General features: G+C 63.8%; 30 protein-coding genes, 6 tRNA genes and 2 pseudogenes. 25 read left to right on the forward strand and 13 right to left on the reverse strand.

What is annotated here, in order from left to right:
* The first annotated feature begins 298 nt into the window (after window positions 1-298).
* Window positions 299-964, forward strand: coding sequence for a class I SAM-dependent methyltransferase (locus F0Q45_RS02140; RefSeq protein ID WP_149652340.1), 666 nt, complete (start codon window positions 299-301; stop codon window positions 962-964).
* A 92-nt stretch (window positions 965-1,056) separates the two neighbouring features.
* On the opposite strand, the gene F0Q45_RS02145 is transcribed toward F0Q45_RS02140, so the two are convergent.
* Entirely contained in the window at window positions 1,057-1,725 is a 669-nt protein-coding gene (locus F0Q45_RS02145) for an ArsR/SmtB family transcription factor (protein WP_262490829.1), read from the reverse strand.
* A gap of 110 nt (window positions 1,726-1,835) precedes the next feature.
* On the opposite strand from F0Q45_RS02145, the gene F0Q45_RS02150 reads away from it, so the two are divergent.
* From F0Q45_RS02150 to F0Q45_RS28940, 4 genes and pseudogenes are all read left to right on the forward strand, one after another.
* The gene (locus tag F0Q45_RS02150; RefSeq protein ID WP_149652342.1) at window positions 1,836-3,011 is read left to right on the forward strand and encodes an NAD(P)/FAD-dependent oxidoreductase; all 1,176 of its coding nucleotides are present in this window, start codon (window positions 1,836-1,838) and stop codon (window positions 3,009-3,011) included.
* Window positions 3,012-3,081: 70 nt separating this feature from the next.
* Window positions 3,082-3,852 carry a methanethiol S-methyltransferase gene (gene mddA / locus F0Q45_RS02155; RefSeq protein ID WP_149652343.1) on the forward strand — a complete coding sequence of 257 codons (771 nt, stop codon included), beginning with the start codon at window positions 3,082-3,084 and terminating at the stop codon, window positions 3,850-3,852.
* An 85-nt stretch (window positions 3,853-3,937) separates the two neighbouring features.
* Window positions 3,938-4,669: pseudogene (locus tag F0Q45_RS28560) on the forward strand (rolling circle replication-associated protein); the annotation flags it as partial.
* A gap of 494 nt (window positions 4,670-5,163) precedes the next feature.
* A complete protein-coding gene (locus F0Q45_RS28940) occupies window positions 5,164-5,652 on the forward strand; it encodes a hypothetical protein (RefSeq protein WP_262490831.1) in 489 nt (162 codons plus the stop codon).
* Window positions 5,653-5,918: 266 nt separating this feature from the next.
* Here the strand turns inward: F0Q45_RS28940 and F0Q45_RS02170 are convergent.
* Window positions 5,919-5,991, reverse strand: a tRNA-OTHER gene (locus tag F0Q45_RS02170).
* 254 nt (window positions 5,992-6,245) lie between these two features.
* On the opposite strand from F0Q45_RS02170, the gene F0Q45_RS02175 reads away from it, so the two are divergent.
* A complete protein-coding gene (locus tag F0Q45_RS02175) occupies window positions 6,246-6,803 on the forward strand; it encodes a type IV toxin-antitoxin system AbiEi family antitoxin domain-containing protein (protein WP_149652344.1) in 558 nt (185 codons plus the stop codon).
* Window positions 6,800-7,654: a nucleotidyl transferase AbiEii/AbiGii toxin family protein gene (locus F0Q45_RS02180; protein ID WP_188112754.1), complete on the forward strand. Its 855-nt coding sequence runs from the start codon at window positions 6,800-6,802 to the stop codon at window positions 7,652-7,654. Before F0Q45_RS02175 ends, F0Q45_RS02180 begins: the two co-directional genes overlap by 4 nt.
* 114 nt (window positions 7,655-7,768) lie before the next feature.
* Here F0Q45_RS02180 and F0Q45_RS02185 read toward each other — a convergent pair whose 3' ends face one another.
* A complete protein-coding gene (locus F0Q45_RS02185; RefSeq protein ID WP_149652345.1) occupies window positions 7,769-7,969 on the reverse strand; it encodes a hypothetical protein in 201 nt (66 codons plus the stop codon).
* Window positions 7,970-7,978: 9 nt separating this feature from the next.
* Between F0Q45_RS02185 and F0Q45_RS02190 the strand changes: the two genes are divergently transcribed.
* The gene (locus F0Q45_RS02190; protein ID WP_149652346.1) at window positions 7,979-9,034 is read left to right on the forward strand and encodes a tyrosine-type recombinase/integrase; all 1,056 of its coding nucleotides are present in this window, start codon (window positions 7,979-7,981) and stop codon (window positions 9,032-9,034) included.
* A 36-nt stretch (window positions 9,035-9,070) separates the two neighbouring features.
* Here the strand turns inward: F0Q45_RS02190 and F0Q45_RS02195 are convergent.
* Window positions 9,071-9,135: transfer RNA gene (locus tag F0Q45_RS02195), tRNA-Phe, on the reverse strand.
* Between the two features lie 174 nt (window positions 9,136-9,309).
* On the opposite strand from F0Q45_RS02195, the gene F0Q45_RS02200 reads away from it, so the two are divergent.
* From F0Q45_RS02200 to F0Q45_RS02210, 3 genes are all read left to right on the forward strand, one after another.
* A complete protein-coding gene (locus tag F0Q45_RS02200; protein ID WP_149652347.1) occupies window positions 9,310-10,836 on the forward strand; it encodes a rolling circle replication-associated protein in 1,527 nt (508 codons plus the stop codon).
* 107 nt (window positions 10,837-10,943) lie between these two features.
* Window positions 10,944-11,447, forward strand: coding sequence for a helix-turn-helix domain-containing protein (locus F0Q45_RS02205; RefSeq protein ID WP_149652348.1), 504 nt, complete (start codon window positions 10,944-10,946; stop codon window positions 11,445-11,447).
* 30 nt (window positions 11,448-11,477) lie between these two features.
* The gene (locus F0Q45_RS02210) at window positions 11,478-12,068 is read left to right on the forward strand and encodes a PIN domain-containing protein (protein WP_149652349.1); all 591 of its coding nucleotides are present in this window, start codon (window positions 11,478-11,480) and stop codon (window positions 12,066-12,068) included.
* 595 nt (window positions 12,069-12,663) lie between these two features.
* On the opposite strand, the gene F0Q45_RS28945 is transcribed toward F0Q45_RS02210, so the two are convergent.
* A complete protein-coding gene (locus F0Q45_RS28945; RefSeq protein WP_262490832.1) occupies window positions 12,664-12,798 on the reverse strand; it encodes a hypothetical protein in 135 nt (44 codons plus the stop codon).
* 86 nt (window positions 12,799-12,884) lie between these two features.
* On the opposite strand from F0Q45_RS28945, the gene F0Q45_RS02220 reads away from it, so the two are divergent.
* The 3 genes from F0Q45_RS02220 (at window position 12,885) to F0Q45_RS02230 (ending at window position 14,706) form a co-directional block, all read left to right on the forward strand.
* Window positions 12,885-13,379, forward strand: a complete 495-nt coding sequence (locus F0Q45_RS02220) for a hypothetical protein (protein ID WP_149652350.1) — start codon at window positions 12,885-12,887, stop codon at window positions 13,377-13,379.
* Between the two features lie 5 nt (window positions 13,380-13,384).
* On the forward strand, window positions 13,385-13,846 hold the full coding sequence (locus F0Q45_RS02225; RefSeq protein ID WP_149652351.1) for a GNAT family N-acetyltransferase: 462 nt from the start codon (window positions 13,385-13,387) through the stop codon (window positions 13,844-13,846).
* A gap of 113 nt (window positions 13,847-13,959) precedes the next feature.
* Window positions 13,960-14,706: a DUF5131 family protein gene (locus F0Q45_RS02230; protein ID WP_149652352.1), complete on the forward strand. Its 747-nt coding sequence runs from the start codon at window positions 13,960-13,962 to the stop codon at window positions 14,704-14,706.
* Between the two features lies 1 nt (window position 14,707).
* On the opposite strand, the gene tcmP is transcribed toward F0Q45_RS02230, so the two are convergent.
* Both tcmP and F0Q45_RS02240 read right to left on the reverse strand, forming a co-directional pair.
* Window positions 14,708-15,856, reverse strand: a complete 1,149-nt coding sequence (tcmP, locus tag F0Q45_RS02235) for a three-Cys-motif partner protein TcmP (RefSeq protein WP_149652353.1) — start codon at window positions 15,854-15,856, stop codon at window positions 14,708-14,710.
* A gap of 238 nt (window positions 15,857-16,094) precedes the next feature.
* Complete coding sequence (locus F0Q45_RS02240; protein WP_149652354.1) at window positions 16,095-16,901, reverse strand: TIGR02391 family protein; 807 nt, start codon at window positions 16,899-16,901, stop codon at window positions 16,095-16,097.
* 126 nt (window positions 16,902-17,027) lie between these two features.
* Between F0Q45_RS02240 and F0Q45_RS02245 the strand changes: the two are divergent.
* A pseudogene (locus F0Q45_RS02245) lies at window positions 17,028-17,474 on the forward strand (restriction endonuclease); the annotation flags it as partial.
* Window positions 17,475-17,496: 22 nt separating this feature from the next.
* Here F0Q45_RS02245 and F0Q45_RS02250 read toward each other — a convergent pair.
* Window positions 17,497-18,219: a GntR family transcriptional regulator gene (locus F0Q45_RS02250; protein ID WP_149652355.1), complete on the reverse strand. Its 723-nt coding sequence runs from the start codon at window positions 18,217-18,219 to the stop codon at window positions 17,497-17,499.
* Between the two features lie 300 nt (window positions 18,220-18,519).
* Between F0Q45_RS02250 and F0Q45_RS02255 the strand changes: the two genes are divergently transcribed.
* The 5 genes from F0Q45_RS02255 to F0Q45_RS02275 are packed head-to-tail and all read left to right on the forward strand — an operon-like array spanning window position 18,520 to window position 21,993.
* Window positions 18,520-18,951 carry a plasmid replication, integration and excision activator gene (locus tag F0Q45_RS02255; RefSeq protein ID WP_149652356.1) on the forward strand — a complete coding sequence of 144 codons (432 nt, stop codon included), beginning with the start codon at window positions 18,520-18,522 and terminating at the stop codon, window positions 18,949-18,951.
* The gene (locus tag F0Q45_RS02260) at window positions 18,948-20,270 is read left to right on the forward strand and encodes an FtsK/SpoIIIE domain-containing protein (RefSeq protein ID WP_149652357.1); all 1,323 of its coding nucleotides are present in this window, start codon (window positions 18,948-18,950) and stop codon (window positions 20,268-20,270) included. Before F0Q45_RS02255 ends, F0Q45_RS02260 begins: the two co-directional genes overlap by 4 nt.
* The gene (locus F0Q45_RS02265) at window positions 20,263-20,583 is read left to right on the forward strand and encodes a hypothetical protein (RefSeq protein WP_149652358.1); all 321 of its coding nucleotides are present in this window, start codon (window positions 20,263-20,265) and stop codon (window positions 20,581-20,583) included. Before F0Q45_RS02260 ends, F0Q45_RS02265 begins: the two co-directional genes overlap by 8 nt.
* A 4-nt stretch (window positions 20,584-20,587) precedes the next feature.
* Window positions 20,588-20,824, forward strand: coding sequence for a helix-turn-helix transcriptional regulator (locus tag F0Q45_RS02270; protein ID WP_149652359.1), 237 nt, complete (start codon window positions 20,588-20,590; stop codon window positions 20,822-20,824).
* On the forward strand, window positions 20,824-21,993 hold the full coding sequence (locus tag F0Q45_RS02275; protein WP_149652360.1) for a site-specific integrase: 1,170 nt from the start codon (window positions 20,824-20,826) through the stop codon (window positions 21,991-21,993). The genes F0Q45_RS02270 and F0Q45_RS02275 overlap by 1 nt, the downstream gene beginning before the upstream one ends.
* A 23-nt stretch (window positions 21,994-22,016) precedes the next feature.
* Here the strand turns inward: F0Q45_RS02275 and F0Q45_RS02280 are convergent.
* From F0Q45_RS02280 to F0Q45_RS02290, 3 genes are all read right to left on the reverse strand, one after another.
* A tRNA-Phe gene (locus F0Q45_RS02280) sits at window positions 22,017-22,093 on the reverse strand.
* Window positions 22,094-22,126: 33 nt separating this feature from the next.
* Window positions 22,127-22,203: transfer RNA gene (locus tag F0Q45_RS02285), tRNA-Asp, on the reverse strand.
* Window positions 22,204-22,240: 37 nt separating this feature from the next.
* Window positions 22,241-22,314: transfer RNA gene (locus tag F0Q45_RS02290), tRNA-Glu, on the reverse strand.
* Between the two features lie 125 nt (window positions 22,315-22,439).
* Between F0Q45_RS02290 and F0Q45_RS02295 the strand changes: the two genes are divergently transcribed.
* Both F0Q45_RS02295 and F0Q45_RS02300 read left to right on the forward strand, forming a co-directional pair.
* Window positions 22,440-22,512: transfer RNA gene (locus F0Q45_RS02295), tRNA-Lys, on the forward strand.
* A 164-nt stretch (window positions 22,513-22,676) separates the two neighbouring features.
* Window positions 22,677-23,492: a TIGR04255 family protein gene (locus F0Q45_RS02300; RefSeq protein ID WP_149652361.1), complete on the forward strand. Its 816-nt coding sequence runs from the start codon at window positions 22,677-22,679 to the stop codon at window positions 23,490-23,492.
* On the opposite strand, the gene F0Q45_RS02305 is transcribed toward F0Q45_RS02300, so the two are convergent.
* Window positions 23,486-24,334: an SAM-dependent methyltransferase gene (locus F0Q45_RS02305; protein ID WP_149652362.1), complete on the reverse strand. Its 849-nt coding sequence runs from the start codon at window positions 24,332-24,334 to the stop codon at window positions 23,486-23,488. The genes F0Q45_RS02300 and F0Q45_RS02305 overlap by 7 nt on opposite strands.
* A 145-nt stretch (window positions 24,335-24,479) precedes the next feature.
* Between F0Q45_RS02305 and F0Q45_RS02310 the strand changes: the two genes are divergently transcribed.
* From F0Q45_RS02310 to F0Q45_RS02320, 3 genes are read left to right on the forward strand one after another with little or no spacing between them, the layout of a single operon-like run.
* Entirely contained in the window at window positions 24,480-24,980 is a 501-nt protein-coding gene (locus F0Q45_RS02310) for a nucleoside deaminase (RefSeq protein ID WP_262490833.1), read from the forward strand.
* A 50-nt stretch (window positions 24,981-25,030) separates the two neighbouring features.
* Window positions 25,031-25,414 carry an ArsR/SmtB family transcription factor gene (locus tag F0Q45_RS02315; protein ID WP_149652364.1) on the forward strand — a complete coding sequence of 128 codons (384 nt, stop codon included), beginning with the start codon at window positions 25,031-25,033 and terminating at the stop codon, window positions 25,412-25,414.
* Window positions 25,415-25,448: 34 nt separating this feature from the next.
* The gene (locus tag F0Q45_RS02320; protein WP_149652365.1) at window positions 25,449-25,652 is read left to right on the forward strand and encodes a zinc transporter Slc39a7; all 204 of its coding nucleotides are present in this window, start codon (window positions 25,449-25,451) and stop codon (window positions 25,650-25,652) included.
* Between the two features lie 9 nt (window positions 25,653-25,661).
* On the opposite strand, the gene F0Q45_RS02325 is transcribed toward F0Q45_RS02320, so the two are convergent.
* Window positions 25,662-26,687, reverse strand: a complete 1,026-nt coding sequence (locus F0Q45_RS02325) for an oxygenase MpaB family protein (RefSeq protein WP_149652366.1) — start codon at window positions 26,685-26,687, stop codon at window positions 25,662-25,664.
* Window positions 26,688-26,756: the final 69 nt, after the last annotated feature.

A 26,756-nucleotide genomic window follows, 5' to 3' on the forward strand; every position in this document is an offset into this window, starting at 1 on the left:
CGTCGCACTGACTGCACCAGTTAGTTGTCATCCCGCATGCCAGGCTGGCCATCCAAGTTGCATTCGTGGGAGCCGGTACACTAGATTCTACAATATTCCAATGATAGTTGGATAATAGCAGTCCGGAACTCCAGACCATGCTCAGCGGGGCATCAGTGACCGCATGATCCGCTTGCCGGTTGGTTTGGAAAGATGCCGACGACCTCATCGCCGACATCGCCCACGCACCGGACAGTTATTGGCTGTTGTCTTTACACGGCCAACCGTTGATGCGTCACACGAGGGGAGGTCCCACCGCATGCCGCACGAACAGTCCGATCTATGCGCACTTCAACGCCAACACTGGCAAGACACTTATCGAGCACACCCCGACATATACGGGTCTGCGCCGTCAGCGCCGGCGGTGTATGCAGCGAACCTGTTCAAGGCGGCTGGCGCCAAGCGGATCCTAGAGTTGGCGGCCGGTCACGGCCGTGACGCCCTATTTTTCGCTAGACAGGGCTTCACGGTGCTGGCCATAGACTTCAGTGATGTTGCGATCGAACGAATCCGCCGAGTTGCTGAAACTCAAAGCTTAGCGGGGCAATTGTTGACCATCGTGCACGACCTGCGCGAACCCGTTCCCCTGGAAAGCGAGGCCGTCGATGCGGTGTTCGCGCACATGGCGTTGTGCATGGCCCTGTCGACGAAGGAGATACACGCCCTTGTCAGCGAGGTCCGGCGCGTGATTCGGCCGGGCGGGACATTCGTTTACACCGTGCGCCACACCGGCGACGCCCACCATGGTGCCGGAAATGCGCACGGAGACGATGTTTTCGAGCACGGTGGCTTCGTTGTGCACTTCTTCTCCCGACAACTGGTCGATGCTTTGACCGAGGGCTGGACGCTCAACGACGTGCATGCCTTCGCAGAAGGAGCCCTGCCGCGTCGTCTCTGGCGAGTCACCATGACGAAACCTCGCTGAGCAGTATCCCCACCGGAATCCCCCGGGGCACTTCGTGCTTGACGTGGTCAACCCGCGTCGTCGTTCGGTGATCCTAGCCGAGGGATGACGTGTCAGCTTGCCCACCCGTTGGGTTCCTCTACCGGCAGTCCGGCAAGGCGCCATTCGAGCATGCCTTCGCCGAGGCGTTTGACCCCGCGTCCGGAGCTTTTCACAATGCGAGTGGCCTCGGGTGCCATGACGCAGTATGCGCCACGGCAGTAGGCGACGATCTCGTGACCGGCTGGTAGTTCGGCTAGTCGGTCCGCCAGCTCGGCGAGGGGCATGCTGATCGCGCCGGGAATGTGCCCGGCCAAGTACTCTTCATGCGGTCGCACATCGATCAGCGTGACCTCGCCGGCGTCGAGGCGGCGGATCAGTTCCTCCCGGGTGATCGCGTCTTCGGGAGAACCAAGCACCGCACCGGCGGCGACGGCCACATCGGCCAGGTGCGCCTCGGCGACGGTCTGCACCAGTGAAAAAAGCCGGGCCACATCGTCTCCGGCGAGCCGGTAGTACTGGCGGGTGCCATCGCGGCGGGCTTCGACCAGACCGCCGGTCTTGAGCGCCTGCAGGTTCGCCGACGCAGTGGTCAGGTTCATCCCCGTCGCGTTGGCGATCGATTCGACCGGGCGCTCGCCCTGAGCGAGCAGGTCGAGGATCTGCAGCCGCCGCCCGTTGCCTAGCGCCTTACCGACCCGCGCGATTTCGTCGAACAGTGCCGCCTTAGAACTGGGTGGCATTCCCATCTTGCTTCTCCAATAATCTTTGGAATAGTGTATAGATCGTACCACGAGGAACGGTCCCACCAGATCATCAACGTTTGACCAACTTCAGCAGGAAGTGACCATCCATGAGCAAGACAGTTGTCGTCCTGGGCGCCGGCGTGGGAGGTTTGAGCGCGGCCGCGGGGCTGCGCAAGGTACTGCCCGCCCAAGATCGAATCGTGCTGATCGACCGCAGCTTTACCGGCAGCCTGGGGTTGTCGCTGCTGTGGGTGATGCGCGGCTGGCGCACCCCTGACCAGGTGCGGGTACGACCCACGGCGGCCGCGCTTCCCGGTGTGGAGATGGTGACCGCGGAAGTCGATCGCATCGACGACGCTGAACAGACGGTGCATTGCCAGCATGCGAGCCCGATCCGCTATGACGCTCTGGTGATTGCCCTCGGCGCCGCCCTCGACGCCTCGGCCTTGCCAGGCCTATCGGAGGCCTTCGAATCGGGTGTAGCGGGTCAGTTCTACACCCTCGACGGCGCCGCGGATCTGCACCGCAGGATTGGGGCACTGGAATCAGGGCGAGTAATCGTGCTGGTCGTCGGAGTGCCGTTCAAATGCCCGGCCGCACCATTCGAGGCAGCGTTCCTGATCGCCGACCAACTTGGCGCTAAGTACTCCAGCGGCGCGGTGCGAGTTGACGCATTCACCCCGGATGCGCTCCCGATGCCGGTCGCCGGTCCCGATGTCGGCAACGCTCTAGTCGCCATGATGGAAGCGAAAGGTATTGGTTTCCATGGTGGTAAGTCCGCGACTCGCATCCTCCCGGATACCCGCGTCGTGGAATTCGCCGACGGTACTACCGAATTGTTCGATCATCTCGCGGTGGTTCCGCCACACCAGTCCCCAGCAGCAGCGGTGATGTCGACCGGACTCGGCCCTACCGGCTGGATCCCTGTCGATCCGCAAACCCTCGCCACCAGCATGCCGAGTGTGTGGGCGATCGGCGACACCACCGCACTCATGTTGCCCAACGGCAAACCGCTACCGAAGGCGGCGGTCTTCGCGCAAGCCCAATCCGAAGTAGTCGCGCACCAGGTGGCCCGGCATCTGGGTTACGACGCGCCCGACATCCGCTTCACCGGCGAGGGCGCCTGTTACGTGGAGATCGGCGGCGGTCTGGCCGCTAAGGGCGAAGGCAATTTCCTCACCCCGCCCGCACCCCACATCGCTTTGCGTGACCCATCACCGACGTATCACGCTGAGAAGGCGCAAGAGGAGCGAGATTGGCTGGCGCGCTGGAACGTTCGCTAGGCCATCCGAAGACATCGACGCGGCAGTGGTCGCAGCCCGAAACCGTAGGAAACGGAAAACGGAGGACATGATGAAGCGCTTACTCACCATCGCTTACGGCGCCACCTGCTATCTCATCTTCTTGGCGGCGTTCCTATACGCCATTGGCTTCGTGGGCAACCTTGTTGTGCCGCGCAGCATCGACAACGGTGTCGCAGCGTCGACCGGGCAGGCGGTTGTCGTCAACGTAGTCCTGCTCGCGCTGTTTGCCGTTCAGCACAGCGTGATGGCACGACCGGCGTTCAAGCGTCGATGGACACGGTTCGTGCCCACAACCGTTGAACGCAGCACCTACGTGTTGGCGTCGAGTCTGGTCCTGTTCATCTTGTTCTGGCAGTGGCGGACGATGCCCGCGGTCGTCTGGAACGTGACGTGGCCACCGGGGCGGATCGGACTACAGGTGCTGTTCTGGCTGGGTTGGGCCACGGTCCTGGCGTCGACATTCATGATCAATCACTTCGATCTATTCGGACTTCGACACGTATATCTGGCGTGGCACGCAAAGCCGTACACCCACATTGCATTTCGGGCCCCCCTGCTATACCGAGTCGTGCGGCACCCTCTCATGCTGGGGTTCATTATCGCTTTCTGGGCCGCGCCCAGGATGACCGCAGGGCACCTGCTCTTCGCGCTCGCGACAACCGGCTACATCCTCATTGCACTACAACTAGAAGAACATGATCTAATCGCGGCGCTCGGCGATCAGTACCGCCAGTACCGCCGCCAGGTGCCAATACTCATCCCAGGGTTTCAACGGCACGGCCGTCGCACCGATGCTGAAACCGCTACTAAGCTAGTTTGACGACGGCACGATCTGTAGGACGATCCGGGGTGTCCGACTGGCTCATGCATCAAGGCCAGCCGTGACATGTCTGACCCACTGGCCGATGGTCACGCTGACCTACCCCGGCGACCGGGAAAGCGTCGCCCCTAACGGGGCCAGTGTGAAGCGGCACATGGTGCTGTGGCGCAAGCGATTCCAACGCGAATGGGGTGAACCGCGCGATACATCTGGAAGCTGGAGTTCCGGCGCCGCGGGCGCCCCGCACATTCACCTGTGGATGGCTCCTCGGCATGCCGTCGGCCGATTGGGTCGCCCGCTCCGGGAGTGGCTTTCGCACGTTTGGGCCAAGATCGCGGCCCATCCCGACCCCGAGCAACGCGCACGGCACGAACTCGCCGGCACGGCCGTCGACATCCGCAACGGATTGCGCACCTGCGACCCCAAACGGCTTGCGATCTACTTCACCAAACATTCATCACCGAATCAATTGGGCGACAAGGAATCCAGCACATCATCCCCGACGCCTGGCGGCGGGCGGGCCGGGGCCCAGGCCGGTTCTGGGGCGTGCACGGATGCAGCGGGCCACCGCGATTGTAGTTGTCGCTCAAGACGGGTACCGCTTAACTCGGCGGATCGTGCGCCGCTGGTCAAGGTCCAAGGCTGGCTAGGGCGATTGCACCCGTCGCTTCCCACCGCGGTCGTAGCAGGACTTGCGGCTAGCTACCTGCTCGTGAACGACGGCCCAGCGCTCGCATCCCAGCTTGCGGCTTCGGCGGCAGGGACCTCGAGCGGAGTAACGGGTGTTGTCAGCCGCTGGTGCCGACCACGTCACTGACACCGACTTAACCGTTAGTGAACACCGCCGGAGACAGCGACCGGTCTCCAGGCTCACGCGAGGCACAATGACCCCATGCTCGCTCCTTGGTCAGTCATCTCTGCCGATGACTGGTCCATCCCGGGTCTTTAAAGTCAGGGTCAGTATCCACCCGACTGGCTCAAGCATCCATGGCGAGAGCGCACCTGGCTGTTCAAGCCGGCCCGGCCCGAACGCGACCGCTCGCTCAGCGCAGACATCGTGGAGAAGCTTGGCAGCGAGGTGGCGCGGCTGATTGGAGTGCCGGCGGCCCCGGTCGAACTGGCTGTCCGAAACGGCGTCCGTGGAGCTCTGGCTGAGGACGAGCGGTTGTCGAATTGGGAGCTGCAGGCAGGGCAGGTGTTGCTGCCCGAGGTCGTGCCCGACTATGACCCGCATGATCCAGGACAGCGTGGCACAGCGTTCACAACATTCGGCACGCCCTCAGGCGGTTCACCGTGCCGCCAGAGTCAGCGATGCCGAATCAGTTCGGCGCGTTCGACGCGTTTGCCGGATATTTCGTATTCGATGCGTTGATCGCTCACGGCGACCGTCATGATCGCAACTGGGCTGTCGTCGTGCCGCCGCCGGGAGCGATGGAAACGGAAGCGTTGTGTCCGTCGTTTGATCACGCGGCCAGCCTCGGGTTCACGCTGACCGACACGGCGCGTGCTCAACACCTGCACGGGGGAACGATCGCAGATTGGGCGAGATACGGCTACGCGGGCCGGTTCGAGCATCGCCTAGGCACCCGATGGCAGACGCTGGTCGAACTGGCCGGATCTGCGGTGGCACTGTGCGAGCCAAGCACCCGCGACTACCGGCGTGAGCGGATCTTGGCGGTGGAGTCTAAGTCCGTTAGGGATCTGGTTTCCGCCGCCCCGGGGTTGTCCGACCTTACGCGCCGCTTCATAGTCGAGCTGGTGATGATTAGCCGAGGGAGATTGCTCGATGTCCTCTGCTGAGCTGCTAACACCGCAGACGAAACAGACCGTGCGGCGCTTCGCCATCGCTTGGCGCAACAGACCGCGGGGCGGACCTCGATCGGATTTACGCCGAACCACTCCAGTGGGCGAGCCCCGCCGTAACGGCTCAGGGCCGCCTACCGCGCTTTTTGGCTGTAACAAGCACGCCAGGGCGGCAAGCCGGCGATCCGCGTCGGCGACGGTGACCGGCCCGAATCGGGCACACTGCCCGGCGTCGGAGGCGTACCGCCGCGGCTCAGAACCGGTGGCCAGGGGCGGGATCGAACCGTCGACCTTCCGCTTTTCAGTTCGCAGGCGGACACGTTTCCCCAGGTCGCCGAACTGTGCCCCACTCCTCTGACCTGTGATTTCAGTGCGTTGGACTATCGGTGGGGGTGCCGCTCTAGTGACATCTTTGTGACACATCGGGCTTCAACGGCTCCTCATCGTTCACGAAAGCGCAGATCGCTCCGTATCGCGCATAGCGTGTGGTCCCAAGCTGGTCCCTGACTCACGCCGACACGAACCGTCTACAGGTAACATTATCTGTAAACGTTCCGTATCAAAGGTTCCGAGGTAAAGGAGGTGGTGTCGTGGAAGCCCTGACGCCGAGCACTGCCAGCCAGGCCGGCCTGTCACGCAGCGGACTCTACCGCGGTGCACGCGCGGGCCGGTTGGACCGCATCGCCCGCGGCATCTACCTTCCTGCAAAGGCGTCAGCCACCGACTGGGACCAGATCGAGGCCGCGACACGTCGCCCGGAGGCGACGATCTGCCTGACCTCCGCGCTCGCCTATCATGATCTGACCGATGCGATACCCGCCAAGCTGGATGTCGCCATCAACCGCGGAGCGAGGACACCGGTCAGCACGGGCGCGATCGCGTGGCATCAATTCGACCGGGCCACGTTTGAGATCGGACGCGAAGATATCGCCATCCCCGGATCAGATCAGACGATCGGGATCTACTCCCCCGAACGGTCGATTGCCGACGCATTCCGCCTGCGCGGTGAAGTCGGATACGAACTAGCGCGCGATGCGCTGCGGGAGTGGCTACGTCGCGGCGGCAAACCGGCCCGGCTGATCGAGATCGCATCCCGACTACCCCGAGCGAAATCTCCTGTCCTTCAGGCATTGGAGATCCTGGGGTGACCTCCAGCGACGGGGTGTTCCGCCAGATCCAGGCCCTTGCTCGTCGAGCCACAGCGGCGAAGATCGGACCCGGAGCTCCTACGCAGGAGTACCTAATCCGGCACACCCTCGAATCGTTCCTGGATCGACTCACCCGTACCTCGCATGCCGGCGACTTCGTCCTCAAAGGCGGAATTCTGCTGGCCGCCTACGGGGTACGGCGACCCACCAAGGACACCGACGCGAACGCCGTCGCGGCGGACGTCACTGCCGAGCATCTCGCCAAGGTGGTCCGTGACATCGCCGCGATCGATGTCGATGACGGGGTGGTGTTCGACATCGACACGATCAACGTGCAGGAGATCCGCGAGCACGCCGATTACCCCGGCTTGCGCGTACGAGTCGCCGCCTCCATCGGCCAGTGGAAAGGTATCGCAGTTTGGGACGTATCCACCGGCGATCCGATAGTGCCACCACCGCGGCAGGTGACCATCGAGCGGATCCTTGGCGAGCCAATCACGCTCTTCGGTTACGCCCCGGAGACCACCGTCGCCGAGAAGGGCGTCACCATCCTCGAACGCGGCATCACCAGCACTCGCTGGCGAGACTACGTCGACATCGTCGCACTGGCTCGCCAAAGCATCGACCCCGAAGAGCTGCTCCGCTCGGCTCGAGCCGTCGCGCGCCACCGCGGCGTCACCCTCGAACCCGTCGCACCACACCTGGCCGGTTACGGCGCAGTCGCACAAGCCAAATGGGCCGCATGGCGCCGCAAGGAGAATCTGGAATCCGTCTGCGACGAGAACCTCGACGACCAGATCAACCTGGTATCCTCCTATCTAGATCCCATCTTTGCCCTCGGCCCCGAATAGACAGAGCCAGCATCGGTCCGTATTCGGACATGGGTCGCACGCCGCACCGACTTTTCGCGGGCCACGGCCTAGCCGAGTTCCCGGGGGAACTCCATTTCCGTAGCTTTCACGACACTAGCGGCTCAGCGATACGCGCAAGCGCCGCGCCCGCTCCTTGAAGGCGGTCTCGCCACCCTCAAGGATTTTGCAGACGTGATCCCGAATCACCTTGTCTTCGAGGCCGCCACTGACATAGGAGAACTCGGGTGGCGTGCCGCCCCCGTGCTTGGTGCAGGAGGCGACGATCACTTGATCGACGTCGGCGTTCACGACCAAGTTGGCGTTGTGGGTGACGATGATGACCTGGCGTCGCAACCGAGCCTCACGGAACAGCGCCACCAGTTCGGTGTAGACCAGCGTCTGCGCTCCAAGACTCGCAGTGCCTACATCACGGCGCTACGCCCGGCCGTCGACGCGCTGGGCGCCAAACCCGTACAGCAGATCACGAAGTCCGATATCGAGACGGTGGTCCGCAGTTTGGTCGAAGGCACCAGCGAGACGGGCACCTGGAACGCACCGACGAAGCTCAAGGGCAAGAAGACCCGTAGTGCGTGGGCGGCGACCAGTATCAACCCCATGCTGGCACGGCTGCGGTCGGTCTGGCAGGACTTAGTGGATCAGGGAGTGGTCAGCCGCAACGTGCCCGCACTGGTCCGCCCATTGCCGACCGTGAAGCCTGAGATGCACACGCTGTCCGTCAAGCAGGTCGAGACGTTGTTCGCCAACATGTCCGGGCAACGACTGGAGTTGTTCGTGCACTTAGCCCTTCTCGGCTTGCGGCGCGGCGAGATCGCGGCGCTGCGGTGGTCGGGAATTGATCTGGGCTCCACGCCGCCGACCCTAGCGGTGGCCGCGAATCGGGTGGCCGTGTCCGGTGGAGCGGCTGAGTCCGATCCCAAGACCGACGCAGGCCGGCGGGTGCTGCCGGTCCCCAACGAGCTGCTGCCGATCCTTCGCCGGGCACGGCAGCGCAGCCGGGAAGAGCAGTTGGCGGCGGGCAGCAAGTGGATCGGTCAGGGCCACGTGGTCGCCGACGAGTTCGGGAGCCCGTATCACCCGGATACGCTTTACAAGTATTGGTCGCGCACTCTTAAGGCGGCCGGTCTCCCTCACGTCCGACTGCACGACGCTCGGCACTCGTGCGCGACGTTGATGCACCAGCGCGGCGTTCCGTTGGCCGTGATCGCGGCTTGGCTGGGACACACCGACGCCAGCTTCACCCTTCGCACCTACGCCCACTCCTCCCCTTCGATGCTCGCGGAGGCCGCGGCGACGCTCGGCGGTCTTGTGACATCGCGTGACACATCGGATGAGCAGAAGCCCAATACCCCTACGGGGTAATAATCTGAAAACGCCGTTCAGAAGGGGTTTTCCCCGTGGCCAGGGGCGGGATCGAACCGCCGACCTTCCGCTTTTCAGGCGGACGGATTAGCCGCTGACCTGCGGTTTAACTGCTTCCGTGTGCCCTATGCGCCGCGTTGAGCAGGGCTGACGTTTTCAGTCTGTCCGACGAACGGACATAAACCGGACACGGTGCTTGCACTCCCTATCAGGAGCTTCCGCGCTGCCACTTGCGTTGTGGGCAGCGTCGTGGGCTCCGGGGAGCAGGCATCCCGATGCCCAGCATCGCATCGTCAGCCGCCGTACCGACGCCCTCGACGCGGGACTCGACATCGGCATCACAACACCCGCCTTTGCGGCACGGTACTGCCGGTGCCTCGGTTGACGGTAGGTCGCGAGCGCCCGAGGCCGCCCAGGCCGCAGGGCGCGAGAGCGGCAGTGGTCGGCCGGACGTCGACCGCGGCACAGGCCTCAATCCCGCCGCGCCGGGCGGGCTTGTTATATGTGCCGAAAGTGTCCGCGACCCGCTTGCCGAGGGGGTCGCGGCCGGCGAGCTACGGGCGATCGACGCATTGGGGCTGCGGTTTCCAAGTCCCGAGATGGTCACCACGGCTGCGGCACTGTTCGAGCCGGCAGCGCCGTGGGCTTCCGGTCCTGACCGTCGAGGCACCGAACCCGAATCGGGACGTTTTCGCATCACCGTCGGTCCCGGCGTAGTGCGGCTCGGGTGGACCAATCCCGTGCGGGCCGAGAAAGCCGCCGAGCGGGCCGTCGGTCGTCACCAACGTGACGTTGACGACGCGAAGCTGCAGATCAGGGATGACATCGCCCGCATAGGCGGGAACGATGATCAGGCCGTCGTGTCTTCGACACGACGGAGCAATTCGGCGACCGACCACCGCTGCACTGGCGCTGTCATCACCGAGTGGTCCCGCAAATCGCGGTCGGCAATGTGCCGCACCTTCGCCGAGCTCGACTACAGCCCTCTCGTCGAGTCCGGCCGTGTCCCGGCCATGGTGACACTCACCTACCCCGGACACTGGGAGGTCGTCGCGCCCGATGGCGCCAGCGTCAAGCGGCATATGGTGTTGTGGCGCAAACGCTTTCAACGAGAATACAGTGAGCCGGCCCGATACATCTGGAAGTTGGAGTTCCAGCGCCGGGGCGCTCCGCACATTCACCTGTGGATGGCGCCGCCGATGTCGCCGGGACGCTCGGGGCGAGGTTTCGCGCAGTGGTTGTCTGATGCGTGGGCTCAGGTTGTCGACCATCCCGACACCGAGCAGAAGGCGCGGCACCGACTGGCCGGCACCGCCATCGACGTGCGCAGCGGGCTGCGGGCCTGCGACCCGAAACGGTTGGCGATCTACTTCACCAAGCACTCGTCGCCAAACCTGCACGGCGACAAGGAATATCAGCACACAGTTCCCGAACTGTGGCGGCATCCTGGACGCGGACCCGGCCGGTTCTGGGGTGTGTACGGACTCAAGAAAGCCCTTGCCGTCGTCGAGGTCGCCCAGGACGCATACCTGGCTGCCCGCCGAATCATGCGGCGGTGGTCACGCAGCCAGGCGATTTACGGCGACTCGACGATCCGCTTCCCCACTGCTGTGGTGCCGCGCACGGCCGTTCGCGTGGTCCCGCGCGTCGCTTATAAAACCGGAGCTGTCGTGCATCGGCGTGTTCGGCGACGACAAACGCTCTGCAACCAAGGTGGGCTGGCCGGCGGGTACGCACTCGTAAACAACGGGCCGGAATTTGCCGTGCAGCTTGCCGCTGCGTTGCAGACCCACCAGACATAGCCTGCAGACCGACCGGACATAGGCCGACACCTCATCCTTTCGTAACTTTCGTAACTCTGCTACTCTTTGGTCGAGTTCCAGCGGTGAGATGAAAGGAAGTGAGACCCATGAGCAGCGCCTCCGCGGAGATTGTTAACCCGGTTCCGGCCGATGCCAATGGGCTCGCCGATATCCTCAGCTTCATCGAGGCGCACGAGGCCCGTCATGGGACCTCTCCTGAGCCTGCCTTCTTTCTGTCCGGTGCGAGCGAACACGACCGCGTCGAACTGACCAAACAGCTTCACGAGGTCCTCAAGCGTGCCGCCCACGCCCTCAGCCACGGTCAGTCGATCAGCATCCTGACCCGCGACCAGGAAATCTCCACCCAGCAGGCCGCCGAGATCCTCGGCCTGAGCCGTCCCACGGTAGTTCGCCTCATCGAGAACGGAGAATTGCACGCGCACGTGCCCGGCGCGGTCCGGCGCAAGCTGCGGCTTGCCGATGTTTTTGCCTACCGCGAGGAGCTTCACACCCGGCGCAACCGGTTCATCACCGAGAGCTCGGCGGAGTTCGCGGATGCCGACGCCGACGAGGTCGCCGAGTTGCTCGCCGAGGCCAAGCGCAAGCGTTGACCGTCCGCGAAGTCTGAAAGACTCGCCAACGTGTATCGCGCCGTCCTCGACACCTGCGCCCTTGTGCCGAACCTTCAGCGCGACTTCCTGCTGCAGCTGGCCACTGAGGAGGCGTACTCACCCGTATGGGGGTCCGGGATTCTCTTCGAGCTGGACTACGTACTCGCCGGCCTGCACGACAAGCGCGGGATCAGCGATAGCGCCGGTCGCCGACAGCACCTTTTCGATCAGCTGAAGCAGGCGTTTCCAGGCTCGGAGATCCAAGCCCCCAAAGACCGGGAGTACAGCTACGGGCTCAACGATCCCGATGACGGCCACGTCGCCCACGCCGCGATCATCGGCAAAGCTGACGCCATCGTCACCGACGATCGCCGGGCCGGCTTCAGCACCGCAACCGTTCTCGTGGAAGCCGATATCGAGACCGTGCACCCACATCAGTTCGCCGCCAACACGGTGTCGGCGCACCCGCATGCAGGAGTGCGTGCGTTGCGAGAGATGTCGAATCGCCGGACCAACCCGCCGCAGACGCCGGAACAGATCCTCGCGCTGCTTGTGACACGGCACAACATGACCGAGGCCGCCGAGATCCTGCTGCCGCTGCTGACAGAAGAGTCCCGGTGACCAGGCTGAGCACCTCGATCAACTTCACGCGACTGAAATTCACACACCGAAGGCCGACAAGAACCGAACGAATCGAACTATCCACCGAGTGCATGACCCGCGTCTATGCAGGTAGAACGTGTTGGCCAGAGCCGGGATCGAAGCGGGTACGAACTCAAACTCAACCCGGTCCGAGGTGCCCACAGACGACCGCGAGGTTCCGTGCACGGTCACGGGCAATCCGCTTCGACTTCACGGTGAAGGCGGACTTTTCGATCAGCACGAGGCGCAGCCCGTGGTCCGAGATCTCGGTGCGCTAGCGCTCGTCGTAGCGGCGCCGCTGCTCGGCACGGCCGACCCCGGAGACGGTCTGCCAACGGTCGAAGAACAGAGATGGCTGCGAGTGCTGCTCCTCCTGGAACTCGACGACGAGCCCGAGGTCCGGCCAGTACCCGTCGACGGGCAGCGGCGTTCCGCGCGGCCGCGACGGCGAGGGGTCACCGCGCAGCCAGTCGAACCTCGCCTGCGGGGTCCCGGGTACGCCAAGCGCCTCGTCGCACAGGTCGAGGACGTAGCGCTCGCCGGAGTGGGAACCAGCGGAGCCGAAAGTAGCCGTTCAGTCCTCCGGTTTGCGCTTCGGCTTCTTCTCCGGCTCCTCCGGCGGCAGCCCGATCCGCGCCGAGACACGGAACACCACATACAGCCTGCCGTTGGGCGGCAGTTCGATCCGGAGGCGCTTCTCGCGCCACATCCGGCCCGCCGCGCGAGCCCGGTGGGGTTGTCGGTGCCCCGGCCTACTGTGACGCCGACAACACCGCTACACCCAGGGAGGAACCCATGAGGCTCGACGAACTGCAGACGCTCATCGCCAGCTCGCGCCCCGCCGAGTGGCAGCGCATCAAGTTGTCGGGGCCGACGTACCGTGACCGCTTCGGCGCGTGGAGCAGTCCCGCCGACGGCACCTCGGGCATCGACCACGACAGCCACGTCGAGGTGGCCGTGTACCGCGCGGACATCGACCTCACGGTGGCGTACGGGATGCCGGAGAGCCAGCACGAGCACAAGCTCAAGTTCGAGTGGTCGGAGAACTTCCCCGACTCCGAGATCCGGGAGATCAGCATCGCCGACTTCTTCTGGCGCGGCTCGCTGGTGGACCGGGTGAACTACGTGCACGTCGACGGCGGCCGAGGAATCGTGCCGCTCGGCAGTGGGCACCAGGGCCTGCGCATCACGCAGTACGGCCTCGCGGTGGCGCGGCTGCTCAGCGGGATCGCGGAGTACGACGAGTTCGACCGGTACTACTCCTCGGTCCCCTACGAGCTGCAGGACTGACAGCCGTGACTCTGACGCTGGTCGATCATCGCCGCGGTGGTGCAAGCAAGTACTCCTGGCTCCCTCCGTTCGACTTCGAGGTGCCCTACGAGAACGAGCGCTGGTGGGATGAACCGCGGTACTACGCCGTTGATGAGCCGTGGTTCGTGCAGGTGCTGGAAGGCGGCTCCGAAGTCGCCCGCGCCGAGCTCGACGATCCCGGCGGTGTGAACCCGCAGTACCTCGGCGTCCCGAAGCTTGGTCCGGAGCGCCTGGAGATCCAGTTCTTCGAGGTGGCCACCGCCGCCCGTGGCCGTGGTGTCGGTACCAGGGCGGTGCAGGCGTTGGAAGACCGGCACCCGGACCGACGACTGTTCGCCTACAGCGAGGAGTCGAACGAGTTCTGGGAGTCACTCGGCTGGGAGCGGTTCGACCACCCCGACGGTGAGCAGTTCCACCGGCCGCTGTTCATCCAACCGGCCCGGTAGACCCCGGCCGGAGTCACGTGCGACACACCGGCCACAATGGTCTCGCCCGACACATCGGTACCACACCATAGAGTGGCGGCAACGACTGGAGCCGCAGCTGAGGGGAGCGTGCGATGGCGGACCGTTCGGCGATCGAGTGGACCGAGGCCACCTGGAACCCCGTCACCGGCTGCGACCGCGTGTCTACAGGCTGCGACCATTGCTACGCAATGACGCTGGCCAAGCGCCTCAAGGCGATGGGCTCGGCGAAGTACCAGCAGGACGGCGACCCGCGCACCTCCGGCCCCGGCTTCGGCGTGACGGTGCACCCGCAGGCCCTCGACGAGCCGCGGCGCTGGCGCAACTCCCGAGTGGTGTTCGTGAACTCGATGAGCGACCTCTTCCATGCTCGGGTGCCGATCGACTTCATCCGCGACGTGTTCGACGTCTGCCGAGAAACCCCGCAGAACACCTACCAGGTGCTCACGAAGCGCAGTCTCCGATTGCGGCGGGTGGCCGACAAGCTGGACTGGCCGGACAACCTCTGGATGGGCGTGTCGGTGGAGAACGCCGAGGCGCTGCCGCGCGTCAATCATCTCCGCGAGGTGCCAGCCGCCGTCCGGTTCCTGTCGTGCGAGCCGCTGCTCGGGCCGCTCGACGGAATCGACCTCACCGGCATCGGCTGGGTGATCGCCGGCGGCGAGTCGGGACCCAGGTACAGGCCCATGCAGCTGTCGTGGGCGCAGGGCATCCGTGATGCGTGCACCGAGGCCGAGGTCCCGTTCTTCTTCAAGCAGTGGGGCGGCCGCACCCCGAAGGCTGCCGGTCGAGAACTCGAAGGCCAGCTGTGGGACGAGATGCCCGAGGCCGCTACGGGGTAGATCACACCACCTTGCGGATGACGTGCTGGTGGGGCTTCTGACCCTTCGTTTCGAATTCGATCTCACCAGACTTCACCAGCGCCCGAACCGCTGCCGTGAACGCGGTCTCCTTGGCCTCCCCGTAGAAATCCCCGAACACCCCCTTGACGTGACGGACGACTGCCTTCGGCTTACCGTCCTCCGTCAGTCGCCGCAGGTTGTCGGTGATGTGTGCGATCGCCTTGGAGTGTTCCCTCTCGATCTGGTCGGCCACGGTGTCCCACAGCATCCCTTCTCGTTCGTCTGGGTCCGGCCCGAGGAAGTCGATCCACTTCTCGCGAGCTTTGGCAGCGGCGACACCGAAGACCCAGAAGCCGTGGGGATCCTGGGTGAGAAAGATCAGGTAGTAGACCGGCTGGTGGTGGACCTGCCGCCGCACCGGTGCGACGACGAACCCGTACCCCGTTCCGCCGGCGAGCCGCCCAGCGTACTCCATGGCTACGGCCTCTGCGGCTGATTCCCAGTTCTTCCCGTTGCAGGCGGCGTAGGCCTGCAACGCGACGTCTCGCCACCACTCGCCGCCGCACACGGCATCTGCCTTCGCGACTCCGCCGAGGTCTAGTTGGCCCTTCTTCAGTTGGCCACCTGCTCGTCGGATCAGGTCCGCGCTGAAGTTCAGCAACACCTCTGTCCGCGGCCAGTTGCCCCGCTTGTGGAGGATGCCCCTGATGGAGTCCATCGGAAGCACGGCGCCGCAAGGGTCGAGGAAGACGAACAGACTGGCCGCGGCGGCCAGCTGCAAAGCCTCGTCGATGTGATCCCCACAGTCACCGTTGTAGCCGTCGATGTGGATACCGCGGGCGCGGTACTCGTCGGCCACCGTGTTGAGAGATTCGTAGTCCTTCGGATCTTTCTCAACCAGGAGAAGATCGATCCGGGTCGTGGCCTTGACCTTTTGCGAGGCGAGCATCATGTGCTCTGCGGAACCTGCTTCGCCGGTTTCGAAGCGACCACGGCCAGCGAACCCATCGAAGAGTACCGACCGCTTCGGATTCAGCCTGCTCGCCGTCATCGTCGCGAACCTGATGACGTATTGCTCGAGGATCGCGTGCTTGTAGACAGACTGCGGTCTAGGGCTTTCCAGCAATCCAGCATCTGTTCCGGTCGCCATCGTGGTTGCCCGGGACGATCAGCGCCGCGTACAGCTTGAGCAGAAGCCGCTAGCTTCCGGTCCGGGTGAAGTGGCCGTCGATCCCGAAGATCGTGTCGATGCAGTCATTGCGCCCTGCCCTCTCAACCCATGGATACGCGTCTAGAAGCCTATGCCGCACACCGGACTTCACCGGGCGACGCGCCGTCACCGGAGATCCGCTTGGGTGGGACACTGCTCCGACGTCCATGCTGCGAGGTCAGCGGGTTCTGCTGCGTGCACCGTCGAGGCGGCGGTGGATCATCGACAGGGTTCCCAGCACGTCGAGCGCGTCCTGTTCGCTCACCTCCCAGACGAGTTTGGGCTCGTGGGCGGCCGGGTTCCGGAACGCGGCGAAGACACCTTCGGCCAACAGCGCGACACTCTCCTGCTCGTTGCGCTCGGTGACGGTGGAGCAGTCCGTGAGCATGACGCGCGGCTGCTTTCCGCGGAGCGCCGCCTGCACCAGCGGACGCCCATCCTCATCGAGTCCGGACTTCTCCCGCAGCCGTGCACCGAGTCCCTTGACGGCCTCGAACACGGCCTCGTAGTAGTCGGTCTTGAGCAGCTCGGTCCGGCAGTGGAGGAGAACCTCCGGGTGTGCGCCGCGTTCTGTTAGGAGCGTGCGAAGGCGCCCGCTCCGGGCGGATGCCTCCGATGCCGTGGTGGCCTTCTCAGCGGGGCCGATGGTCCCGCTTGCGCGCACCCGGTAGCCCGAGAGCGACAGCACCTGGTTCAGCTCGTCTCGGGCCACCGCGGCTTTGGCCTGGCGGTCCCAGACAATCTCGGGCTTCATCGCCGCGATGACGACAGCCAGGACCGGTCGGCCGTCACCCTGCGAGTACTGCTGCTCCTGCATGCTCGCGGCAAGGCGCTTCCACTTCGTCTGGCCCTCGCCGAGAGAGTCCGGCATCCCCACCGAAGCGAGGAGCCGTGTCAACTCAGGGCCGGAGTACAACTCTCCGATGATCCTCGCGATGTTCTCGATCGACCCGTGACCGAACGGTACGATGCTGCTGGCTGCCATCGCAGCAGGCTAGCGATCTGCGCCGACATACCTTGCGACACGCGTGCCCCTTGAACCGTCAGTCTCGATCGCCTCCGCCCCCTAGGCTCTCTGACGCACACGTCGATAGCCGAGGGAGCACACAGCATGGGGTCGATCCACGAGGTGATGGAGGCGTTCCGCGAGGCCCCGTCGAACTCAGAACGCGGGACCAAGTTCGAGAAACTGATGGTCCGCTACTTCGACCTGGACCCGTTGTCGTCGCAGCAGTACGACGAAGTGTGGCGGTGGATAGATTGGCCTGGCCGGAAAGGTAAGCCCGACACCGGAATTGATCTCGTTGCCCGTTAGCGTGACAGTGGTGAATACACGGCGATCCAGTGCAAGTTCTACGAGGCGACGCACACGCTACGCAAAGAGGACATCGACTCGTTATTCACCGCGTCGGGTAAGAACCCGTTCGCCAACCGGATCATTATCTCGACAACCGACCGGTGGGGAAAGAACGCCGAGGACGCCCTTGAGGATCAGACCATCCCGGTTCAGCGGATCGGCCTCCCGGAGATCGCTGACTCGCCGATCGACTGGGACATGCACGCGAGTCGTAGACCGGAACTCAGACTCCTCCTGACCGCAGGTCAGGCTCGCCGTCGACCTGCGACGACGGTTCACGTGTTTTCGCAGTGGGCAAGTCCGAGTTTGCCAACCCGTAGCGCCGTATTGCGTCCGCTGCAGATTGCGCAGCACCGCAAGCCTCTGTAAACGCTTGCCCGGCAGCCTTTACTGCGCTGGCGAGTTCGTTAGCCTGATCGAGATCGGGGATATGCAAGTGGAGGCGCGCCGCCAGAGCACCTAGTACGTCCGCTTCTGCCAATCCGATACCGGCAAGAGTTCCAAGGAGAGCGGCCGCTACTACCGGATCACCCGCCAGCCATCCAACGTCGGTGTGGAGATCGCCGGACAAGACGTACATCCGTGTACGGATATTCTCGGTCTGGGCGATCAGCGGTGCGACATCTCCCCAGAGATTGAAATTTGGCATTGTCGCTTCGGTGGGGTAACCGGGTTCCTGAGGCCACGGTTCCCTGATCGACGGCATCGCCCTGACAGCGAGTCCACGGCGTGAGGCCGGCACTAGAAGGCCCTCATCACGAAGTTCCTGCACTGCTCGCCTGACGGTCATCCTCGCGACGCCAAATTGCTCAGCGAGTTTCGTCTCTGTAGGCAGGCGCTCACCAGGCGCCAGTTGGCGCGACGTAATTGCACGTCGCAACATCTGCGCGATCTGTTCGAACGGAGGCGTATCCACCTGGCGGTCAATCTGGCCAAACTGCAACATAAGCCCTCCTCGGACCAGCGCTGGGCTAGTCAAAAGCTAGACCGTACTAAACACTACCGTCCGCTCTGATCCCAGCATCCAAGACGCCGCCCCGCACATTGGCGGGAGCGAATTCTGTGTGTTCGCAGCCATCACGGTGACTTCTTACTGGACATTGCCGCGTTATCCCACCTGACGGCGAAACTGCTGCGCCTAGTCAAGCGGACTGCTATTGTCTAGTTTATGACTAGCTAATGTCTAGCCATAAGAACCGACCCCAGGCCGGTGACGGTCCAAAGCATGCATACAAGGGAGTGAAACATGGCCATCCCCAAATGGCTCCAGATCGGGCACGATCAGGTGTTCTCATGCGGTGCGTTCGTCGTGTCCGAGGTGACGCCGATGATCGACTTCGACAAGTCTTCGGGCGAGAACCGCATACAGGCGAGGGACCGCGACACGGGTATACCGATGTGGCAGGTCGAAGTGCTCGACGGAGATCCAACAGCACCAAAGCGCAGTCGCACGGTGACGGTGAAGTTCGCCGCATCGGTGCAACCCATTGCACCCACCAATTCCAGCGGAACACCTTTCACCCCTGTGGTTTTCGAAGGACTGACCGCCCTGCCATACATCGAAAAGTCGGGCGCCTTCTCGCGGATCGCATGGTCGTTTCGAGCCACGGACATGAAGGCGCCGGGCAAGCCATCCGCGGCGTCCACGACATCCAACTCAGGTCGGGAGTCCGCATGAACCCCGACCCGTACACACCCATCGATCCCGATACCCCGCTGCGGTTCGACCACCTGCTGCACTTACTGACCAGCTTCGCCCTTTGCATGGCGGTCGTCGTCATCATTGCCGAAATAGCCCAGATCTACTGGCGGCTGCACTCACCGGAGACCTACGAGGAACGCTTCGCAACACCTGCCCGGCTGCTGCGCTGGCAACTCTGGGCACACATTTCATGGCAGCGGCTGTGCAAGCGCTGCGGCTTGTCAGCCTCCGAGCAGGTCACCCGGCGCGACAAGGAAGGACGGCAAGTCGCGTCGACACGGTGGTTTCATCCAAAGCTGTTGGGAACAAGCGTGTCTCGAAACATTCTGCATCTGACGGTACGGGCAAGAATGGGACAGACGGTCGACGACTTGGAGCGCGCGGTTCCAGCGATCCGCGACGCTGCGGGCGCACACTCGGCGCGGTCGGTTGTCATCTCCCCCGGGACGCTTCGGATCGAACTGGTCATGCGGGAACAGTTGTCGACGGTGGGTAACGCCACTCTCCCGACAGCTGTTGCGACGACGCGAGTCACGCTCGGCCGATGCGAAAACGGGTCAGTCTGGACGCTGCCCTTGAGCGGCCGACACACCCTCACCGTGGGCTGCTCCGGAGCCGGCAAAGGTTCCGTGTTCTGGAGCATTGCCGCTGGGCTCAGTCCTGCTGTCGCCGCCGGCGTGGTTCGCCCGGTGGGAATCGATCTGAAGTACGGCATCGAATTGTCAGTGGGGTCCGATCTGTTCATCAAGGTCGCCACCACGGAAGCCGACGCCGTGAAAACCCTTGCGTCGTTGGAGAAATTGATGGACAAGCGTGGCAACGCAATGGCCGGTCGCGTACGCGACCACATTCCCACCAAAGCCTCGCCCCTTGTGGTGGTACTGATCGATGAACTGGCCGGAGTGACCGCGTACATGAGTGACCCGGCCCTGCGCAAAGAAGCCGTCGCCTCGTTGTCACGGATCCTCACCAAGGGCCGTGCGCTGGGAATCGTCGTGGCGGCGTTTCTACAAGACCCACGAAAAGAAGTCCTTCCGATGCGGGGGCTATTCACGCAGACCATCGCGCTCCGACTGCGTTCCCGCGACGAAGTGACGATGGTCCTCGGCGACGGGATGGCTGACAAGGCCCCCGCACACCGGATCAGCCCCGAGCGACCGGGCACCGGCTACGTGATCGCTGAGGACGGCCAAGTAACCAAGGTGCGCTCCGACTTCTGGAGCGATGACCAAATCCGCTCCACTGCAAGGCAGTACGGGCGGAAGCAGACTGCCGGAGGTAAGCGCGATGAGTGACGGCTGGTCCATCTTCGAACCACCCGATAAGGATCAGCTGGCGCGGCATGCCGATGATCTGATCCACCGTGCCTACCTCGTCGGCAGACACGGGTGGGACGAGTATCGGCATCGATGGTCGTGCGGCGAAGTCATCGGCACCGCCCTGATCCTGGGCGACGACGCCGAACTCCACCACTGCGGTGAGACCAAGATCTCCGCCATGAAGCGGTGGGCATTCGACCTGTGGGGAATCACCGGCGGCCAAGCCGACACCGATGCCGGATTGCCGCGTACACGAGCCTGGTTCGACTCGATCCGCGCAGCGAGGTGAAGCGATGGTCACTCAAGGCCTAAGGGAGGCACTCGTCGCCGCAGGCAACTTTCCTGAGCTGCTGACCGCGGATCAGGTGTCAGCGCTCCTCGGCGTGTCAGCCGCGACGCTCAATCGCTGGGCTGCACTCCGCGAAACGACTGGAGAACAGATCGGGCCGCCCTGCTACACATTGTCAGAGCGGGTGCGCCGCTGGGATTGCGCCGAAGTCCGATCCTGGCTCAAGCAGGTGCGCCGTTAATGTCCGGAAACACGCCACGTGGCATCCGTAAACGGCTGAACGCCGCCGGGGAGCCTCGCTACCAAGTCCGCTATCTAATCCGCGACCCCGACGCCCTATCCGGCTGGGTCGAAACATCGGCCACGTTCCCGACGCTGCGCGAAGCCAAGGCGTTCAAATCCGAACGCGACAACGAAGCCGCCCTCGGTGCCCGTCGGTTCGACCCTCGCCTCGGTCGCACACCGCTGCAGCGGATCTGGACGCAGTTCTCCGACTCCAAGAAACCGGCGGTGTCGCCCAAGACCTGGAGCGGCTACACCCAGCACTGGGAACTGCGTATCAACCCGCGGTTCGGCCACATCGCCGTCGATGAAATCACCCGCGCCGACGTGCAAGCGTTCGTTGACGGCCTCACGGTCGGCCCGTGGGCGAAAGTGTCCACCCTGCGTCTCATGCGCTCGATTCTCGACGTCGCCCACCAGGACGGCCGCATCCACCGCAACCCCGTTCTTGGCGTCTCAGCGGGCCGCATTCCCGAGCGGGATCGTCATCGCTACCTGACCGCACAGGAGGTCCAGAGACTAGCCAGCGCCTGCGGCGATCAGGGGGACGTCGTGACCATCCTCGCCTACACCGGCCTGCGCTGGTCCGAACTCGTCGGCCTCCGCGTCAAGGACATCAACCTTGGCGCCCGCCGTCTCTTCGTCCGAAGGGCCGCACCCGAGGTTGAGGGCCGCATTGTCATCGGGCCGCCCAAGACCCGAGCCGGCATCCGAACCGTCCCGCTCCCCCAAGTCGTCGTCGAGATCTTCAAGGGGCGCATCACCGGGCGGGGACCTGACGAGCCCGCCGTCACCTCACCCAACGGCGCAATGCTGCGCTCCAACAATTGGCGCAGACACACGCACTGGAACAAAGCCCTTGAGAAGACCGACCTGGCTCCGCTAACTATCCATGAGCTACGCCACACGTATGCCAGCCTGGCCCGTAAATCGGGGGCAGACCTGCGTTACGTCCAGAAAACAATGGGTCATTCCACGCCCACCGTCACCGCGAATATTTATAGCGATCTGTACGCCGACGAACTAGACCAAGTGGCAACCAACCTCGATCAGCTTCACGCAACTGAGATTCAACCACCGAAGACCGGACAAGAACCGGACGAATCTAACCAACCAACGAGTGCATAATCCGTGTCTATGCAGGTCAAACGTGGTGGCCAGGGGCGGGATCGAACCGCCGACCTTCCGCTTTTCAGGCGGACGCTCATACCGACTGAGCTACCTGGCCGGAAGCCGGCAGGCAGCATGTGCCTCGCCGTGCTGGCGACCCTGACGGGACTCGAACCCGCGACCTCCGCCGTGACAGGGCGGCGCGCTAACCAACTGCGCCACAGGGCCTTGCTGTGCTGCTGGCTCCACGGTACCGCGCAGCAGGTACCCCCTACGGGATTCGAACCCGCGTTACCGCCTTGAAAGGGCGGCGTCCTAGGCCGTCTAGACGAAGGGGGCCAGAACCGAATCTCTCCGGGGCACTCGCAACGTGATCATCATTGGGAGCCACGCCAGCTTAGGTCACCGCGGGCCGAATCCTCAAACGAGCGCCACCTGGCAACGCAGTATCCTGGGTCTCCGCTGCCCCTATAGCTCAGTTGGTAGAGCTACGGACTTTTAATCCGCAGGTCGTAGGTTCGAGTCCTACTGGGGGCACCGAAACGCGACATTGCCGCGGCGGACGCTCGAGAGCTGGTTGGCCAAGGCTGCCTTTGTGCCCTACCGGCCGACCGCTGCCCTCGGGCCCCGGCCATACAGCCGTACTCGACGCACTGCTAGGCCCCGTTTAGAACCGCACACCACTTGGCTATGCTCCGGCTATGCTTCCCGAGATGAACCAGGATGGAATCCAACCCAACGCACCCGTCGCCCTGGTGACAATGGAAATCCGGCACCCGGCAACGGATTCCCTCACCGAATCAGCGAATCGGGAACTCAAGCACCTGCTCATCGACGACTTGCCGATCGAACGGCAGGCGCAAGACGTGAGTTGGGGAATGACTGCACCTGGAGCCGCTCCGACCCCCATCGCGGACCGCTTCATCCGCTACGGCAACCGCGACAACACGATTTCCGCCTCACTGAAGAACCAGGCCATCGTTGTCGAGACCAGCGCTTACAGCGACTTCGAGACCTTCTGCGACACCGTGCTGCGGGTAGCGGATGCCCGCGCGCAGGTTTCGTCGATCGTGGGGGTGGAACGAATCGGCCTGCGGTACGTCCTCGAGATTCGCGTCCCGGCCGGTATCGACGGCCGGATTAACTGGACCAACTGGATCGACGAGCAGCTACTCGGGCCCTACCGCATTGCCCCGGGCGGCCTGTCGATGACGGAGTGGCAAGGTGCCGCGGTCTACCGAGAAGCCCAACCGGGGAAGTCGCTGATCGTGCGCTACGGCCCAGGTGTGGGCCAGGCGCTTGACGCCAACTATCACCTGCGCCGCGTCACGCCGGCCCAGACCGGACCCTTCTTCCTCATGGACATCGACAGCTTCTGGACACCCGTCGGGGGCTCCATTCCCGAATACAATCGCGATGCGCTGGTATCAACCTTCAAGGATCTGTACGGCCCCGCTCGCGAAGTGTTCCAGGACCTGATCACCAGCCGCCTCAAAGAAGAGCTGCTGCGTCAGTAGCGCCCCAAGACGGCGCTGATATACGTCAGATCCGCGATGGCGCGTGAGAGTTCGTCGTCGGGATAGTCAAAGCCATTGGCTTTGTACACCTCCGCGATGGTCTGCGACGAGATCTGCCAGCCCGCGCGAGACAGATAGTCGGTGATGTGGCTGCGTTGACCGTGATACACCAGCTCGTTGAGGTCGATTTCGAACCCGAGTTCACGCATCCGGTCATGATGGGAGCGCCACCGCTCATCGGTGAAAATCGCGGTATCCGGCACGAATTCGAACGCCAGCCGGCTGCGCGGCGCGCTTAACTCGGTGATGCGGTCGAACAGCGCGTCCTGGGCATCATTGGGCAGGTAGACCAGCAACCCTTCGGCGCTCCATGCCGAGGACGCCCGCCGGTCAAATCCCGCCTCCTGCAGCCCGGCAGCCCAGTCGTCGCGCAAGTCGACCGCAACGGTGCGGCGCTCGGCGGTCGGCTCGGCGCCGAGACTGCTCAGCGTCGAGGTCTTAAACTCGATCACCTGCGGCATGTCAACCTCGTAGACAACAGTGCCTGTCGGCCACGGTAGCCGGTAAGCGCGCGCGTCCAACCCGGATGCCAGGATGACCACCTGGGCGATCCCACCGCGGGCGGCGTCCAGGAAGAACTGGTCGTAGAATCTGGTCCGGCAAGCCATCCCACGGGCCATCCGCTCTGGAATGAATTCGGAATCCGCCGCGACCGGAATCTGTCCATCGACCAGCCGGGTATAGATATCCATACCGACCGCGCGCACCAGCGCCGCCGCATACGGGTCATCGATCAACGCGAACTCCGGGCTGGCAGCCAACGCCCGCTGAGCTGCCACCATGGTTGCCGTCGCTCCGACGCTCGTCGCAAGATCCCATCGATCACCGTCGGTGCGCACGCACACTGCTCCTTCGTCGAACGAAAAGATAGCTAACCTAGTTACTACCACAAGATCCACGGCCGCTTCCGGTCTACTGTTGCCAAGCGTGACCGACTTCGCCCAACACACCATCGATCTTGCCCGCCACAACGTCGTCGAGGGTGGTCGCCCGTTTGCCACCGTCATCGTCAAGAACGGCCAGATACTCGCCGAGAGCGCCAACAAGGTAGCCCAAACCAACGATCCCACCGCCCACGCTGAGATCCTTGCCATCCGCGCGGCATGCCTAAAGCTCGGCACCGAGCACTTGGTTGGCACTACCATCTATGTGCTAGCCCACCCGTGCCCGATGTGCCTGGGCTCGTTGTACTACTGCTCACCCGACGAAGTGGTGTTCCTGACGACGCGCGACGACTACGAACCGCACTACGTCGACGACCGCAAGTACTTCGAGCTCGCCACCTTCTACGACGAGTTCGCCAAAGACTGGCAGCAACGGCGGCTGCCGATGCGCTACGACCCGCGCCCTGCCGCCGTGGACGTTTACCGGCTATGGCAGCAGCGCAACGGCGGAGATCGCCGGGCGGCCGCCGGCACCGCCGGATAGCTCAGCTCGCATCTTGACAACCCACCAATAGTCTGGGCTAATACCTGCGTATGAACGCAACTAATCAACCAACGAGGTTGCCGGACGACCAGGCTGGTCTGGTGGTCGAAGTGTTCCGGATGCTTGCCGACGCCACCCGCATACAAATTCTGTGGTCGCTGGCCAACCGCGAAATGTCGGTCAACGAACTGGCCGAGCACATATGCAAGGCGGCCCCGTCAGTCTCCCAGCACCTCGCCAAGCTGCGGATGGCGCGTTTGGTGCGCACCCGCAGGGACGGAACCACGATCTTCTACAGCCTGGAAAACGACCACATTCGTCAGCTTGTGATCGACGCCGTCTGCAACGCCGAGCACGCCGGTCCCGGGGTGCCTCGACACCACCGCGGCGACGGTGAACTAAAGGCGGTTGTCGAGGCTTCAGACGCTGGATAGCAAATACAACACCACAACCCAGGAGGCAACGATCATGCCAGACAACCACAGCCACGACACGCCCCACGTCCACGACCACACGCACGGCGACCTGACCCATAGCCACGCACACACCAGCCATGAGCACGAGCACGTCACACACGAACACGCGCACTCACACGACGACGGCACCCAGCACGCCCACGGGCACGTACATCAGCGTGGACTTGAAGAGGTACACAGCCACGCCCACGGCTGACGCTTCGCGTCAAACCGCGGGACAGTAGTGCGCGGGGTTGTCGCGTTCGTCCAGTGGGGGCAGGTTGCGCGCCGGAGTGTGCACCAGCGGGGTCTCCCGCGGGATACGCCCGTGCGCACGGTCCCACCCGGCCCGGGCGCGCGGGTGCTTGCGGTATCGGCGCGGCACCACGGCAAACACGAGACGAATGACGTTGCCGAAGCGGCGGTGCAGCCACTCGTCCCGGCGCGACCACTGGTAACCCATCAGCTCTCGGACCGGCGGATCATAGAGGCCGACCGTGAGCCAGACGAAGAACGGGGCCAATAGCTTGCGCTGCGCGGCCCACAACCTATCTGGAATCCATTGGGCAAATGGAGGTTTCGGTAGTTGCGTCAAATCCAGCACAGCGCGGGCCGCGAAATTGTTTTCCAGCACGTTGCGGCACATGTGATCCCAGTAAGCCTGAAACTCCTCCCAGGATGCCGGGACAGGCCGCATGCTCATGCCGTACATCCGATACCACGCGACGTGCTCGTCGAAGAGTTGCCGTTTCTGCGCGTCGGTCAAGCCACCACAAAACCGCTCGGCGACGTGCAACGTCCCGACAAAGAACGTGGCATGCGCCCAGTAGAAAACATCCGGGTTCAGCGCGTGATAACGACGCCCCTGTGCGTCGACCCCCTTGATGTCCACGTGATAGTCGCGTACCTCGGCGCCGGTGCTTGCGGCCCGCTCACCGTCGAAGACAACGCCGGCGATGGGGTACAGCGAGCGCAGCAGCCTCGGCCAACGCTCCCGAAAGAAAGTCGAGTGCTCTTCGACCGCCGCACCCAGTTGGGGGTGCATGTTTTGCATCGATCCCGCCCACGGTCCCTGCAACATGCCGCGCCAATCACCGAAATACCGCCACGTCAGGGAATCCGGACCGAGCGGCTCGGGCGGTGCTCGATAGCCCAGCGGCGAAACCGGACAGCCGCTGGCCACCTCGGTGCGGCCAGGAGGCCACACCTCAGTGCTGGTCATGGGGCACGAAGCAGACGTATCTTGAGTCACTGGTGCTTTCCCGGCAGCTAGGGCGACGTCAGCAATTCTGACTACACGCGTTGTCACTTTGAGCTTAGG

The sequence above is a fragment of the Mycobacterium simiae genome, from assembly GCF_008370645.1.
GTDB classification, from domain to species: Bacteria; Actinomycetota; Actinomycetes; order Mycobacteriales; family Mycobacteriaceae; genus Mycobacterium; species Mycobacterium simiae_A.